Annotated in this window: 11 protein-coding genes; 4 read left to right on the top strand and 7 right to left on the bottom strand. The window is 60.3% G+C overall.

What is annotated here, in order from left to right; genetic code table 11:
- Positions 1-4: 4 nt before the first annotated feature.
- From queA to coaD, 4 genes are read right to left on the bottom strand one after another with little or no spacing between them, the layout of a single operon-like run.
- Complete coding sequence (queA, locus tag DUT91_RS08090; RefSeq protein WP_114439874.1) at positions 5-1,102, bottom strand: tRNA preQ1(34) S-adenosylmethionine ribosyltransferase-isomerase QueA; 1,098 nt, start codon at positions 1,100-1,102, stop codon at positions 5-7.
- Between the two features lie 17 nt (positions 1,103-1,119).
- Positions 1,120-1,626, bottom strand: a complete 507-nt coding sequence (locus DUT91_RS08085) for a peptidylprolyl isomerase (RefSeq protein WP_114439873.1) — start codon at positions 1,624-1,626, stop codon at positions 1,120-1,122.
- A 50-nt stretch (positions 1,627-1,676) separates the two neighbouring features.
- The gene (locus tag DUT91_RS08080) at positions 1,677-2,267 is read right to left on the bottom strand and encodes a peptidylprolyl isomerase (protein ID WP_114439872.1); all 591 of its coding nucleotides are present in this window, start codon (positions 2,265-2,267) and stop codon (positions 1,677-1,679) included.
- Between the two features lie 18 nt (positions 2,268-2,285).
- Positions 2,286-2,780, bottom strand: a complete 495-nt coding sequence (coaD, locus tag DUT91_RS08075; RefSeq protein WP_114439871.1) for a pantetheine-phosphate adenylyltransferase — start codon at positions 2,778-2,780, stop codon at positions 2,286-2,288.
- A gap of 197 nt (positions 2,781-2,977) precedes the next feature.
- Between coaD and DUT91_RS26145 the strand changes: the two genes are divergently transcribed.
- A complete protein-coding gene (locus DUT91_RS26145) occupies positions 2,978-3,124 on the top strand; it encodes a hypothetical protein (RefSeq protein WP_200834924.1) in 147 nt (48 codons plus the stop codon).
- Between the two features lie 64 nt (positions 3,125-3,188).
- Here DUT91_RS26145 and gyrA read toward each other — a convergent pair whose 3' ends face one another.
- Positions 3,189-5,987: a DNA gyrase subunit A gene (gene gyrA / locus DUT91_RS08070; protein WP_114439870.1), complete on the bottom strand. Its 2,799-nt coding sequence runs from the start codon at positions 5,985-5,987 to the stop codon at positions 3,189-3,191.
- Positions 5,988-6,372: 385 nt separating this feature from the next.
- On the opposite strand from gyrA, the gene DUT91_RS08065 reads away from it, so the two are divergent.
- Positions 6,373-7,002, top strand: a complete 630-nt coding sequence (locus DUT91_RS08065; protein ID WP_114439869.1) for a MarC family protein — start codon at positions 6,373-6,375, stop codon at positions 7,000-7,002.
- A 33-nt stretch (positions 7,003-7,035) separates the two neighbouring features.
- On the opposite strand, the gene DUT91_RS08060 is transcribed toward DUT91_RS08065, so the two are convergent.
- Positions 7,036-7,566: a single-stranded DNA-binding protein gene (locus tag DUT91_RS08060; protein WP_114439868.1), complete on the bottom strand. Its 531-nt coding sequence runs from the start codon at positions 7,564-7,566 to the stop codon at positions 7,036-7,038.
- 876 nt (positions 7,567-8,442) lie between these two features.
- Here DUT91_RS08060 and uvrA point away from each other — a divergent pair.
- Together uvrA and DUT91_RS08050 are read left to right on the top strand one after the other, a co-directional pair.
- The gene (gene uvrA / locus DUT91_RS08055) at positions 8,443-11,364 is read left to right on the top strand and encodes an excinuclease ABC subunit UvrA (RefSeq protein ID WP_114439867.1); all 2,922 of its coding nucleotides are present in this window, start codon (positions 8,443-8,445) and stop codon (positions 11,362-11,364) included.
- A gap of 64 nt (positions 11,365-11,428) precedes the next feature.
- Entirely contained in the window at positions 11,429-12,238 is an 810-nt protein-coding gene (locus DUT91_RS08050; protein ID WP_114439866.1) for a DUF72 domain-containing protein, read from the top strand.
- Positions 12,239-12,515: 277 nt separating this feature from the next.
- On the opposite strand, the gene DUT91_RS08040 is transcribed toward DUT91_RS08050, so the two are convergent.
- Complete coding sequence (locus tag DUT91_RS08040; RefSeq protein ID WP_114439865.1) at positions 12,516-14,018, bottom strand: NAD(P)H-hydrate dehydratase; 1,503 nt, start codon at positions 14,016-14,018, stop codon at positions 12,516-12,518.
- Positions 14,019-14,136 lie beyond the last annotated feature (118 nt).

Genomic DNA, 14,136 nt, shown 5'->3' with positions numbered 1-14,136 from the left:
ACCGCTACGCACTTTCCCTGGAATTGCTCTCGATGCGCCGCTCCAGAAGACTTGCGTCGCCATAGGAATAGAAGCGGTAGCCTTCGCGGATCGCGTGCTCATAAGCTTGTCGCATGGTATCCATGCCGCTGAAGGCCGAGACGAGCATGAACAGCGTCGAGCGGGGGAGATGGAAATTGGTCATCAGCATGTCCACGGCGCGGAAGCGATAGCCGGGCGTGATGAAGATATCGGTTGCGCCGGACCAGGGCCGGATCGTGCCGTCCTCATCGGCAGCGCTTTCCAGAAGACGCAGCGATGTCGTGCCGACGCAGACGATGCGTCCGCCATTGGCCCGCACGCGATTGAGCGCGTCAGCCGTTGCTTGTGAGACATGACCGATTTCGGCGTGCATCTTATGCTCGCTCGTATCATCGGCCTTCACCGGCAGGAATGTCCCCGCACCTACGTGAAGCGTGACGAAATGCTCCTCGACTCCCTCTTGTTTCAGTCTTTCGAGCAATTGCGGTGTGAAATGCAGGCCGGCCGTGGGCGCCGCCACCGCCCCCTCCTCGCTGGCATAGACGGTCTGATAATCCGTCCTGTCGCGCTGATCCTCGGGGCGCTTGGAGGCGATATAGGGCGGTAGCGGAATATGCCCTACCGCAGCAATGGCCTCATCGAGTACGGTTCCGCTGAGATCGAAGACCAGCAGCGCTTCGCCGGCGTCTCCCTTCTCGATCACCGTGGCATCGAGCGTGCCCAGGAAGCAGCTTGAACCCTCATGGCCAAAGCGGATGCGCTCGCCCTCCTTGACGCGTTTTCCCGGTCGCAGAAATGCCTTCCAGCGGTCCGGCCCCACGCGCATATGCAAGGTGGCGCTGATATGTGCGGTGACGCCTTCGCGCTCGCGGATACCTTCGAGCTGCGCCGGAATAACCTTGGTGTTGTTGAAGACAAGCGCATCACCCGGCCTCAGCATAGTGGGCAGGGCATCGACGCGCCGGTCCTGGAATGGCGAACCTGGCTGGACGATCAGGAGCCGCGCTTGATCGCGCGGCTCCATCGGTCGAAGCGCGATGAGCTCTTCCGGTAGATCGAAATCGAAAAGATCAACGCGCATGGATCAGATATGAGATTTCAGATGTCAGCTGCGATGCGTGCTGATACGATCGAATCAGGGTCTGCCACCGGCTCGCCCTTCTTGATGCCATCGACATTATCCATGCCTTCGATCACCTGGCCCCAGACTGAATATTGCCGATCAAGCCACGGCGCATCGGCGAGGCAGATGAAGAACTGTGAATTCGCCGAATTCGGGCTCTGGCTGCGCGCCATCGAGCAGGTGCCGCGCTTGTGGTTCACATTGGAGAACTCAGCCTTGAGATCGGGCTTCTCGGAGCCGCCCATGCCGGCGCGGCCCGGGTTGAAATCCGTGCCACCGGTCTTGCCAAATTTCACGTCGCCGGTCTGCGCCATGAAGCCGTCGATAACGCGGTGGAAGACGACACCGTCATAGGCGTTCTCGCGGGCCAGTTCCTTGATGCGGGAGACGTGGCCGGGAGCGAGATCAGGATAAAGTTCGATGACGACCTTGCCCTTGGTGGTTTCCAGGACGAGCGTGTTTTCCGGGTCTTTGTAAGCCATCTCGGGCCTCCTTTCGTATCATTATTGGGGTCGTTTGCGGTATTGCAGGTTTATTTCTTGTCGGCCTGAATGACGGCCTTGATGATCTCGTCGGGATCCGTGACCGCGCCATTGTTGGCCTCGTCGCCCTTCTTGATCTTGTCGACGACATCCATGCCGCTGGTGACCTGGCCGACGACTGTATATTGGCCGTTCAGGAACGAGCCGTCGCCGAACATGATGAAGAACTGCGAATTGGCGGAATCGGGACTGGCGGAGCGGGCCATACCGACGGTGCCGCGGACGAAGGGCTCCTTCGAGAATTCGGCGGGCAGATTGGGCTTGTTCGAACCACCGGTTCCAACGCGCGCCGCATTGAAGCCCTTCTTGGAATTGCCGAATTGCACGTCGCCAGTCTGCGCCATGAACCCCGGGATGACGCGGTGGAAGGCAACGTGGTCATAGGCGCCCTCGCGCACCAGCGTCTTGATCTGCGCGACATGCTTGGGCGCCAGATCCGGACGCAGCGCGATCACCACATCGCCGTTCTTCAACGTTAGAACCAGCGTATTCTCCGGATCGGCCGCATGGGCGGATAGTGATGCCATCAGCGAAAACGCGAGAAAAACGGCAGCGGCAAAAGCTTTGGGGAAGATCGACATGGAAATTGTCTCCACAAGTCAGGATTTGAATTTGGATTTCAACGCTTCGGCGACGACAGCCGGAACAAAGGGGCTGATATCGCCGCCCATCGATGCGATCTGACGGACCAATGTGGCGGTAATGGTACGGACGGCGGGGGCGGCAGGCAGGAACACGGTCTGCAGTTCAGACGCCATGGTCCCGTTCATACCCGCCATCTGCATCTCGTAATCAAGATCCGTTCCGTCACGCAGCCCGCGCACCAGGAGCGATGCGCCATGCTCCCTTGCCGCCTCGATAAGGAGCCCGTCGAACGACACCACGCTGATGCGCCTGGCATCGGCGCCGAAAACCGCCTTGCCGACCTTGCCGATCAGTTCGACGCGCTCTTCCAGCGAGAAAAGCGGCTGCTTGCCGGGATGAACGCCGATAGCCACGACAATCTGATCCGCAAGACGCAACGCGCCCTTGAGGACATCAACATGGCCGTTGGTCACGGGATCGAAGGATCCGGCATAGATAGCGATGGTCATGTGTCTGCCGTAACGCGTTTGTCGGAGGGTTTCAATGCCGCAATCCGAGGCGGCAAGCGGCCGCATAGCTTTTATGAACTCAAGGTGAACGGAAGGTTCAGCAGGAATTCAGCGGATATCCGGCAGTATGCGAGAATATTGACGCAACCTTTTTTGTGCTCAGGCGTAATTACTGCGAAATGGAAAGGAACGATCCGATGATGATATTCCTTCTCGCGCTGTCCATGATGGTCGCAATGACCGTTTCGGCAATCATCCTGCTGGTAGAGGAAAACGCCACCCGGCAGAGGGTTGCGGAACCAGTCTTCGATCTTCACAGCGTGCGCAACCTGACGCACCGCTAACAAAGAGCTTCCTTGGCCCTCCAGCCAAAGTGTGGGGCGGCGCGTAGTGGCGCCGCCTCTCTTTTTATTCTTCGACGGGCCCATCGGGAGCGGGCGCGATTTCCCCCACCTGCCCGTTTCCATCCGTTCCGTTTTCTTCTTCGACCTCTTCAGTCTCGGATTCCGAGATGCGTTCGACGGAGACGACCTTCTCGCCCTCGGCAGTGTTGAAGATCGTCACGCCCTTGGTCGAACGGCCCGCAATGCGGATGCCGCCGACAGGCACGCGGATCAGTTGCCCGCCATCCGAGACCAGCAGGATCTGGTCCTTCGGCTCGACCGGGAACAGAGCGATGAGCTTGCCGATCTCATCGGTCTTCGACGTATCGGTCGCCCGGATACCCTTGCCGCCACGGCCGGAAATGCGGAACTCATAGGAGGATGATCGCTTGCCGTAGCCATATTCGCTGACGGTGAGAACAGTCTGCTCGAGCGCCTTCAGCTCCTGATAGCGCTCCTCCCGCAGCTCGGTTTCCGCGCCGACTTCCTCGCCGACCACGGTAATATCCTCGGCATCCTCCCCAAGTTGCATGCGCCGCTCGGCGATGGAACGCTTGAGGTAGGCGGCGCGCTCGGCCGGAGGCGCATCCACATGGCGCAGGATCGCCATGGAGATGATGCGATCGCCCTCGGCCAGATTGATGCCGCGCACACCGATCGAATTGCGCCCGGCGAACACGCGCACATCCGTCACGGGGAAGCGGATGCACTGACCGCCCGCCGCCGTCAGCAGAACGTCGTCATGCACGGTGCAGGTATCGACGGACAGGATCTCGTCGCCCTCCTCCTCGAGCTTCATCGCGATCTTGCCGTTGCGATTTACCTGAACGAAGTCGGAGAGCTTGTTTCGGCGCACCGTGCCGCGCGTCGTGGCGAACATGACGTCGAGTTCCGCCCAGCTCGCCTCATCCTCCGGCAATGGCATGATGGTGGTGATGCGCTCACCCTGTTCGAGCGGCAGCATGTTGATCAGCGCCTTGCCGCGCGACTGCGGCGTGCCAATGGGCAGGCGCCAGACCTTTTCCTTGTAGACGATGCCGCGCGAGGAAAAGAACAGGACCGGCGCATGCGTATTGGCCACGAACAGGCGGGTGACGAAATCCTCCTCCCGCGTGGCCATGCCGGATCGGCCCTTGCCGCCGCGACGCTGGGCGCGGTAGGTGGCAAGCGGCACGCGCTTGATATAGCCCGCATGGCTGACGGTGACGACCATGTCCTCACGGGCGATCAGGTCCTCGTCGTCCATATCCGGCCCGCCCTCGGCAAGCTCGGTGCGGCGCGGGGTGCCGAACTCGTCACGAATGGCTATGAGCTCATTCTTGACGATATCCATGATCCGGATGCGCGATCCCAGAATATCGAGATAATCGCGAATTTCCTCGCCGATCTTGTTCAATTCGTCGGCGATTTCGTCGCGTCCGAGCGCCGTCAGGCGCTGCAGGCGAAGATCGAGAATGGCGCGCGCCTGCTCCTCGGAGAGGTAATAGGTGTTATCGTCATTCAGCTTGTGGCGCGGATCGTCGATGAGGGCGATCAGGGGCGCCACATCCATTGCCGGCCAGCGGCGCTCCATCAACTGCTCGCGCGCCGTCGCCGGATCGGGAGCATGGCGGATGAGGTTGATGATCTCATCGATATTAGCGACGGCAATCGCCAGGCCGACCAAGACATGCGCCCTGTCGCGCGCCTTGCGCAGCAGGAACTTGGTGCGGCGGCTGACGACTTCCTCGCGGAAGGAGACGAACGCGCGCAGCATGTCGAGCAGCGTCATCTGCTCCGGCTTGCCGCCATTCAGCGCCACCATGTTGACGCCGAACGAGCTTTGAAGCGGGGTAAAGCGATAGAGCTGGTTGAGCACGACATCGGCGACCGCGTCGCGCTTCAGCTCGATCACGACGCGGTAGCCATCGCGGTCGGACTCATCGCGCAGATCGGAAATGCCCTCGATGCGCTTGTCGCGCACCAACTCGGCCATTTTTTCGATCATCGTCGCCTTGTTCACCTGGTACGGGACCTCAGTGATGACGATGGCCTCGCGATCGCCCCGCATGGGTTCGATGTTGACGCGACCACGCATGACGACCGAGCCGCGCCCGGTGCTATAGGCGGAATGGATGCCGGAGCGACCGAGCACGATACCGCCGGTCGGGAAATCCGGACCCGGGATGATCTCCATCAGTTCAGGCAGCTCGATCGCCGGATTGTCGATCAGCGCCATGCAGCCGTCGATGATCTCGCGCAAATTATGCGGCGGGATGTTCGTCGCCATGCCGACGGCGATACCGCCCGAGCCGTTGACCAGAAGGTTCGGGAAACGGGCCGGCAGAACCGTCGGCTCCATCTCGCGCCCATCATAATTTTCCTGGAAATCGACCGTATCCTTGTCGATATCCTCGAGCAGCGCCTCTGTTACCTTCTCAAGACGGCACTCGGTGTAACGCATGGCCGCCGGCGGATCGCCATCGATGGAGCCGAAATTGCCCTGCCCGTCGACCAGCGGATCACGCAGCGAGAAATCCTGCGCCATGCGCACGAGCGCGTCATAGATCGAGGCGTCGCCATGGGGATGGAATTTACCCATGACTTCACCGACGACACCGGCGGACTTACGGTAGGATCGGTTCCAGGCGAGGCCCATTTCGTTCATGGCGTGAAGGATACGCCGGTGAACCGGCTTGAGGCCGTCGCGCACATCGGGAAGCGCGCGGCTCACGATCACGCTCATCGCATAAGCGAGATAGGAGCTCTGCATCTCCTCGACAATGGAAATCGGCTCAATACCGGTAGGATCGCGGGGACCGGGCGGTGGAGTTTGATCTGACACTGTTCAAAGGTCTTTCATGCAAGAATCGATGCTGCCCTTATAGCGGAAACCACCCGAAAATGCCAATTTGGAGAGGCTTTAACGGGGGATAATTACCCTTACATTTCAATGCGATAGAAATATTGTTATAAAGCCGGCGAATCACAGGACACAATCACGCCACGATTGGGCAGGCGAGCAGCGGCGCAACTCCTCTCCGACACCTATCGGCGGACACCGGAAACGCTGGGCAGAGACCCCGGCACGTCACAAAGCTTGGCTGCGGTGCCGAGCATTCTTCAGGACGCCGCAAGCTGTTGAATCTGCATATCTGCTTTTGAAACCGATTCCGGTTTTCGGGCCGATGGCCTAAGATCACCCAACCCGACACGAGAAAGCGGCACCGATGAGCTTTTACGACAATCTCTCCAGCGCTTTCGTCACGCTGCTTGTCACCATCGACCCCCCGGGCCTCGCACCGCTGTTCCTGGCTCTGACGACCGGGATGGACCGGCAGGAGCGCGGCCAGGTGGCGATGCGCGCGAGCATCATAGCTTTCTGCGTGCTGACGTTGTTCGCCATCGCCGGCGCGCAGATACTGGGCGTATTCGGCATCACCATCGGCGCGTTCCGCGTCGCGGGCGGCATGCTGCTTTTCTGGATCGCCTTCGAGATGATCTTCGAGCGCCGTCAGGAACGGCACGAAAAAAGTGCGGAGGTAGCGATCACCCGGGATCATATCCGCAACATCGCGGCTTTTCCGCTGGCGATCCCGCTGATTGCCGGCCCCGGCGCGATTTCCGCCACGATCCTGCTCGGCGGCTCCTTCTACGATACGGGGCCGCGGCTGGTGCTGATTCTCATCATCCTTGCCTGTATCGTGCTTTCCTACCTGGTTTTCCTGCTTGCGGAGAGGATCGACAAGTTTCTCGGTGAAACCGGCCGCTCCATCCTCACCCGCCTCCTCGGCGTTATCCTGGCGGCTCTCGCCGTCCAGTTCGTCGCAGATGGCATAAAGGCGCTGATCACAGGCTGACCAGCGCCTTCATCTATCTCGAATAGGTTATGCTCAAAATGGAATCTCGTCATCGAGATCGCGGGAGAAGCCACCGCCGCCACCGCTGCTGCCACCGCCCGATGACGGGCTGGAGCGGCCGAAGTCGGAACCGTTGTCGGGATAATCGGACACCTGATTGCCCCCGCGTCCACCACCGCCCTCGAAGGACCGTCCGCTGCCGCCGCCTTCGCCACGGGTATCGAGCATCTGCAATTCGCCGCGGAACTTCTGCAGCACGATTTCAGTCGTGTAGCGTTCATTGCCGGTCTGGTCCTGCCACTTACGCGTCTGCAGCGAGCCTTCGATATAGACCTTGGCACCCTTCTTCAAATACTGCTCGGCCACCTTGGCCAGATTGTCGTTGAAGATGACGACACTATGCCATTCGGTCTTTTCCTTGCGCTCGCCGGACTGCTTGTCGCGCCAGGTTTCAGAGGTGGCGATGCGCAGATTGACGACCGGATCGCCGGAATTCAGGCGCCGGATTTCCGGGTCTGCTCCGAGATTGCCGACGAGAATGACCTTGTTGACGCTGCCTGCCATGAAACGCACTCCAAATTACTGTGTTGTCGGACACCATACAGAAGCGATGCGCATGGCGCGCATCCGTATGGGAAATTAGTCGCAACTATCCACAGGAGTTGTTGTTCTCTCTTTGTTCTAGATGATATCGGACAAATTGCAAGCGCAATATCCGTTGCGCGGCCGTAAGGCTCTCATTATGTGGATAAAACATGTGGCAATATGCTGATTTACCGACATGAAATAGCCCCGCCGCTCTTCAATCCGTGGCGCGCGGGGCTGGTTTGGGGATCACCCTTTTTGCCGGCATTGATTCACCGGCAAACAACAGGAAACCTTTGCGCATTCAGCGCTTGTTTCCTCGTGCGTAATATTCGAAATTTTCGGCAATCGGCTGACGACCGTCACTGACGATATACGACAACCGGTTGTGGCCTCACTCAGGAGGCCTCAGGCGAACTATCAGGTGGACTCATGCTCCTCTCCCTGCCAGTTGGCTGTTTCGTACGATCGGTGGGCTTCTTACGATGTTTGCTCGTCCGTACAATCATCCTTCGTTGCCCTACCGTCGGACAAGAAAATACTGCGCTTGTCAGGAGCATTCGTCAACAATCTTGTCATCACATTTACGATCGCTTATTTGAAGGGTGGTTGTTCGATGTTTGTTCCGGTGCTAAGAAGCGACATCTCCAAGATGGCGGCGACCCCGCTTCATCTGGCGATAGCGGTTTCCACTGGAACGTCATGTGCACAGGGACGTTGCGACAATAAGATTCATATATGATCCCGCGAAGAAATATTCTCCGTGTGGATCATGCCTCTATACGAAGCGGCTCCGGGGTTCGAACCGGATGCCGTGGTTGAATTTTTCGCCGATGACAGGATGGCAGGGCGCGAATGAGCGATCAGAAATATATTTCCATACGCGGTGCGCGCGAACACAACCTGAAAAATGTCGATCTCGACCTGCCCCGCGACAAGCTTATCGTCATGACGGGCCTGTCGGGTTCGGGCAAGTCCTCGCTCGCCTTCGACACGATCTATGCGGAGGGCCAGCGTCGTTATGTCGAAAGCCTTTCGGCCTATGCGCGCCAGTTCCTGGAGATGATGCAGAAGCCGGATGTCGACCAGATCGACGGGCTTTCTCCTGCCATATCCATCGAACAGAAGACCACAAGCCGCAATCCCCGCTCGACCGTCGGCACCGTCACCGAGATCTACGATTACATGCGCCTGCTTTTCGCGCGCGTGGGCATTCCCTATTCGCCGGCGACGGGCCTGCCTATCGAGAGCCAGACGATCAGCCAGATGGTCGATCGCGTCATGGCGGTCGAGGAAGGCACGCGGCTCTATATCACGGCACCGATGGTGCGCGGGCGCAAGGGCGAATACCGCAAGGAACTGGCGGAGCTTCAAAAGAAGGGCTTTCAGCGCGTCAAGGTGGACGGCGTCTTCTATGAGATCGGCGAGGTGCCGGCGCTCGACAAGAAATACAAGCATGACATCGACGTGGTGGTCGACCGCGTCGTGGTGCGCCCCGATCTCGCCTCGCGACTGGCTGACAGTCTGGAGACCTGCCTGAAGCTGGCCGATGGCCTGGCAATCGCCGAATTTGCCGACAAGCCGCTTCCCGCCAGCGAGACGGCGAGCGAATCCGCCAACAAGTCCAAGAACGAAACGCATGAGCGCCTGCTGTTCTCGGAGAAATTCGCCTGCCCCGTCTCAGGCTTCACGATTTCAGAGATCGAGCCGCGGCTGTTCTCCTTCAACAATCCCTTCGGCGCCTGCCCTACCTGCGACGGCCTCGGCACGCAGCAGGCGATCGATCCTAATCTGATCATCCCCGACGAAGGCGTGACGCTGCGCGAAGGCGCGATTGCGCCATGGGCTCGGTCAAGCTCACCCTATTACAATCAGACGCTGGAAGCGCTGGGCGCTACCTACGGCTTCAAGCTTGGCGACCGCTGGCGCGACTTGGCGGAGGATGCCCAGCAGGCAATCCTGCAGGGCACCGGCTCGAAGGAAATCGTCTTTTCCTATGATGACGGCTTGCGCGCCTACAAGACCACCAAGACGTTCGAGGGAGTCATTCCCAATCTGGAGCGGCGCTGGAAAGAGACAGACTCCGCATGGTCGCGCGAGGAAATCGAACGCTTCATGTCGTCGACGCCCTGCCCCGCCTGCAACGGCTACCGCCTCAAGCCCGAAGCGCTCGCCGTCAAGATCGGCGCGCTGCATATCGGGCAGATCACGGAGATGTCGATCCGCAAAGCGGATGCCTGGTTCCGTGATATCGACGCCACGCTCAACGACAAGCACCGGGAAATCGCAGCGCGCATTCTCAAGGAAATCCGCGAGCGCCTGCGCTTTCTCAACGATGTCGGCCTCGATTACCTGACCTTGTCACGTAATTCCGGCACGCTTTCGGGCGGCGAGAGCCAGCGCATCCGGCTTGCCTCGCAGATCGGCTCCGGGCTGACCGGCGTGCTCTACGTCCTGGACGAGCCGTCGATCGGCCTGCATCAGCGCGACAATGCGCGGCTTCTCGACACGTTGCGCCATCTGCGCGATCTCGGCAACACGGTCATTGTGGTCGAGCATGACGAGGATGCGATCCTGACGGCCGATTACGTGGTCGATATCGGACCGGCCGCCGGCATTCATGGTGGGCACATCATCGCCGAGGGCACGCCCGACGAAATCATGGCGAGCCCTAAATCGCTGACGGGGCAATATCTCTCAGGCGCGCGCGAAGTTGCCGTTCCTGCCGAGCGGCGCGCCATTTCCAAGTCAAAGCGTATCAAGGTGGTCGGCGCGCGCGGCAACAATCTGAAAAATGTCTCCGCCGATATCCCGCTCGGGACGTTTACCTGCGTGACCGGCGTTTCCGGCGGCGGCAAATCGACCTTCCTGATCGAGACGCTGTTCAAGGCCGCTTCACGCCGCATCATGGGTTCGCGCGAGCATGCCGCCGAGCACGACCGGATCGACGGGTTGGAATATCTCGATAAAGTCATCGATATCGACCAGTCCCCGATCGGGCGCACGCCGCGCTCGAACCCGGCCACCTATACCGGCGCCTTCACCCCGATCCGCGACTGGTTCGCCGGATTGCCGGAGGCGAAGGCGCGCGGCTACCAGCCGGGGCGCTTCTCCTTCAACGTCAAGGGCGGACGCTGCGAGGCCTGCCAGGGCGACGGCGTCATCAAGATCGAGATGCACTTCCTGCCCGATGTCTACGTGACCTGCGATGTCTGCCACGGCAAGCGCTACAATCGCGAGACACTCGACGTGCTGTTCAAGGGCAAGTCGATCGCCGACGTGCTCGACATGACGGTGGAGGAAGGCGCGGAATTCTTCGCCGCCGTTCCCGCCGTGCGCGACAAGCTCGAAACGCTCAACAAGGTCGGTCTCGGCTATGTCAAGGTCGGCCAGCAGGCAACGACGCTTTCCGGCGGCGAGGCGCAACGCGTCAAGCTCGCCAAGGAACTGTCGCGCAAGGCGACCGGCCGCACGCTCTATATCCTCGACGAGCCGACGACCGGCCTGCATTTCCACGACGTGGCCAAGCTTCTCGAAGTGCTCCATGAACTTGTCGACCAGGGCAACACGGTGGTGGTCATCGAGCATAATCTGGAAGTCATCAAGACCGCCGACTGGGTGATCGATCTCGGCCCCGAAGGCGGCGATGGCGGCGGCGAGATCGTTGCCGTCGGCAGGCCGGAAGACATCGCCGGGGCGGCGAGATCCTATACGGGACAGTTTCTCAAGGAGCTTCTGGAGCGGCGCCCCAAGCGCAAGGCGGAAGCAGCGGAGTAGAGTATGCTTCCGGAGAGTTCAGACTCTTTGGACAGTATGATGCGGCTGAACAGGGAGGTCTCCCATGACAAAGAGCGGCTCGATACGGGCAGGCATCGGCGGCTGGATATTTGAGCCGTGGCGCGGCACGTTTTATCCCGAGGGGCTGGCGAAGACGAAAGAGCTTCACTATGCCAGCCGGCAACTGGCGACGATCGAGATCAATGGCACCTATTACGGCTCGCAGAAGCCTGCGACCTTTGCCAAATGGGCGAGCGACGTGCCGGAGGGCTTCGTCTTCTCACTCAAGGGAAACCGCTTCGTCACCAATCGCCGTGTCCTGGCGGAAGCGGGTGAATCGATCGAACGTTTCGTGACGCAGGGCATAATCGAACTCGGACCGCATCTCGGGCCGATCCTCTGGCAGTTCGCACCGACGAAGAAGTTCGACGCGCAAGATTTCGGTGCTTTTCTGGCCCTCCTGCCGGAGAAGCAGGATGGCGTGAAGCTTCGTCATACGGTCGAGGTCCGCCATCCCTCGTTCGCTACGCCGGAGTTCGTCGCGCTTGCCCGCAAGCATGGCGTGGCGATCACCTATGCGGAGCATTTCGAATATCCCGAAATTGCCGACGTCACCGCCGACTTCGTCTATGCGCGGCTGCAGAAGGGCAAGGACGAGATCGCCACCGCCTATACGGCAGATGCGCTTGACCGGTGGGCGGAGCGGGCACGGCTCTGGGCCGAGGGCGGCCAACCGGACGATCTTCGCTATGCCGACCCCGAGCAAGCCGCGCCGAAAGAGCCGCGCGATGTCTTCGTCTATTTCATCCACGAGGGCAAGGTGCGGGCACCCAATGCCGCACGGGCGTTGATGGAGCGGGTTGAGGTAGTGTGACAGGTTGCTGTTCGGTTGAATCAGATAACCGGTATAAGCCTTTGCAAAGAGTAACAGACCACATCTACGATATTCGCGCTTGATACCCCCTCTGGCCTGCCGGCCATCTCCCCCACAGGGGGAGATTGGTTGACACAAATTTCGGCATTCATCCCTTCGGCGTCTGCGATTTGTGGCGATGTCGATGAAGGCGTAATCTCCACCCTTGTGGGGGAGATGGCCGGCAGGCCAGAGGGGGTGTGGAGAGACGCGCAATTTCCAAAGAATGGAAAGCGCTTCAATTCAATCCCAAACCGACAAGCACCTCGGGCAGCATTTCCGGCAGGTCTTCCGCGATAAGGCCGGGGCCGAACCGTTTTGCCGCATCGGCATGCAGCCATACGGCAGCGGTGGCGGCCTCGAAAGCGGGCATGCCCTGCGCGAGCATTCCGGCAACCATCCCCGCCAGCACGTCGCCCGATCCGGCCGTCGCCAGAAGCGGGGTGGCATTGGTGTTTATCGCTACCCGGCCATCGGGCGCGGCAATCACGGTGTCGGGTCCCTTATAGATAATCACCGCATTGGCGCGCCGTGCTGCCGCCCTTGCCTTCTCCAGCTTGGACAATGTCGGGTCCACGCCGATGGAGCCGAACAGGCGCTGGAACTCACCTTCATGCGGCGTCAGAACCAGCGCATCGACATGCTTTCCGGCGGCGTCGAACAGCATGTGTGGATTGTCCTCGAATGCCGTCAGCGCATCAGCATCGAGCACCAGCCCCTTGAATGCTTCGCCGGTCTGATGGCGGTCCAGCAATGCCGGGACGAGCGCGCAGATGCGCGCCGCATCGCCAAAACCTGGACCGAGCACGGCTGAGAAGACCTTGCGATCCCTGATGAAATCCACGGCATCGGCGACGCTTTCCGTCTTGCGCAGCATGATGCTGGTGAGATGCGCCGCATTGACGAGAAGTGCGTCCGGTGGCGACAGGACGGTGACCGCCCCTGCCCCGATGCGCGCCGCGGCCCTTGCGGAAAGTCGCGCAGCGCCCGTCGCTGTGGGGCCGCCGGAGAATACGGCAACGTGCCCGCGCCTATATTTATGGGTATCGTTGGACAGCGTCGGAAACGCCCGAAGCCAGAGGTACGGCGTGTTCTCGAAACATTGCGGCGTAATCGCATCGAGCACATTTTCCCGGATGCCGATATCCGCCACGACAATTTCGCCGCAGCGATCCCGCCCCGGCTGCAGGACATGACCCGGCTTCTTGCGGAAGAAGGTCACGGTCAGCATCGCCTCGAAGGCCGCTCCAAGCACGGCCCCGCTCGCTCCGGAAACGCCGCTCGGCAGATCGACGGCGACGACGGGCATGCCCGAGGCATTCACCGCTTCGACGATCAACCGCTCGATGCCATCGATTGGACGCGACAGGCCTGCGCCATAGAGCGCATCGATGACGAGTTCGAAATCGCCAGGCGTAAAATTGTCCAGGAGATGAACAGGGCCGTGATAGTCGGCCGCAGCCAGTAAGGCATCGCTCCCCTCGCGCGGCGCGTGGTTGCGGAAACAGGCAACGTCCAGTCCCGCCTCTTCCAAAAGCTTCGCAACGACATATCCGTCTCCGCCATTGTTGCCCGGTCCACAGAGAATGGCGATCCTGCCGGCATCGGGAAACCGGCTCAGCACCGCCTGGGCGATGACCGCACCGGCATTCCTCATCAGCGCATATCCGTCGCAGGGCCCCGCGGCGATCGCAAGCCTGTCTGCCTCGCCCATCTCCATTGGTGTCAGAAGCTCGTGCATCATGTTTTGCCTTTTGTCGCCAGATGCCGCCGGGAAAAACGGCGAACAAGCTCATTCTTTACTCATACTGCCCATATTTTCACCATATAGACACCACAGGCTCGCTCGGGGCCATACT

It is taken from the genome of Paramesorhizobium salinisoli (assembly GCF_003335045.1).
GTDB classification, from domain to species: domain Bacteria; phylum Pseudomonadota; class Alphaproteobacteria; order Rhizobiales; family Rhizobiaceae; genus Paramesorhizobium; species Paramesorhizobium salinisoli.
The sequence above is the reverse complement of the archived record's forward strand: the minus strand, read 5'-3'. Positions and strand labels throughout refer to the sequence as shown.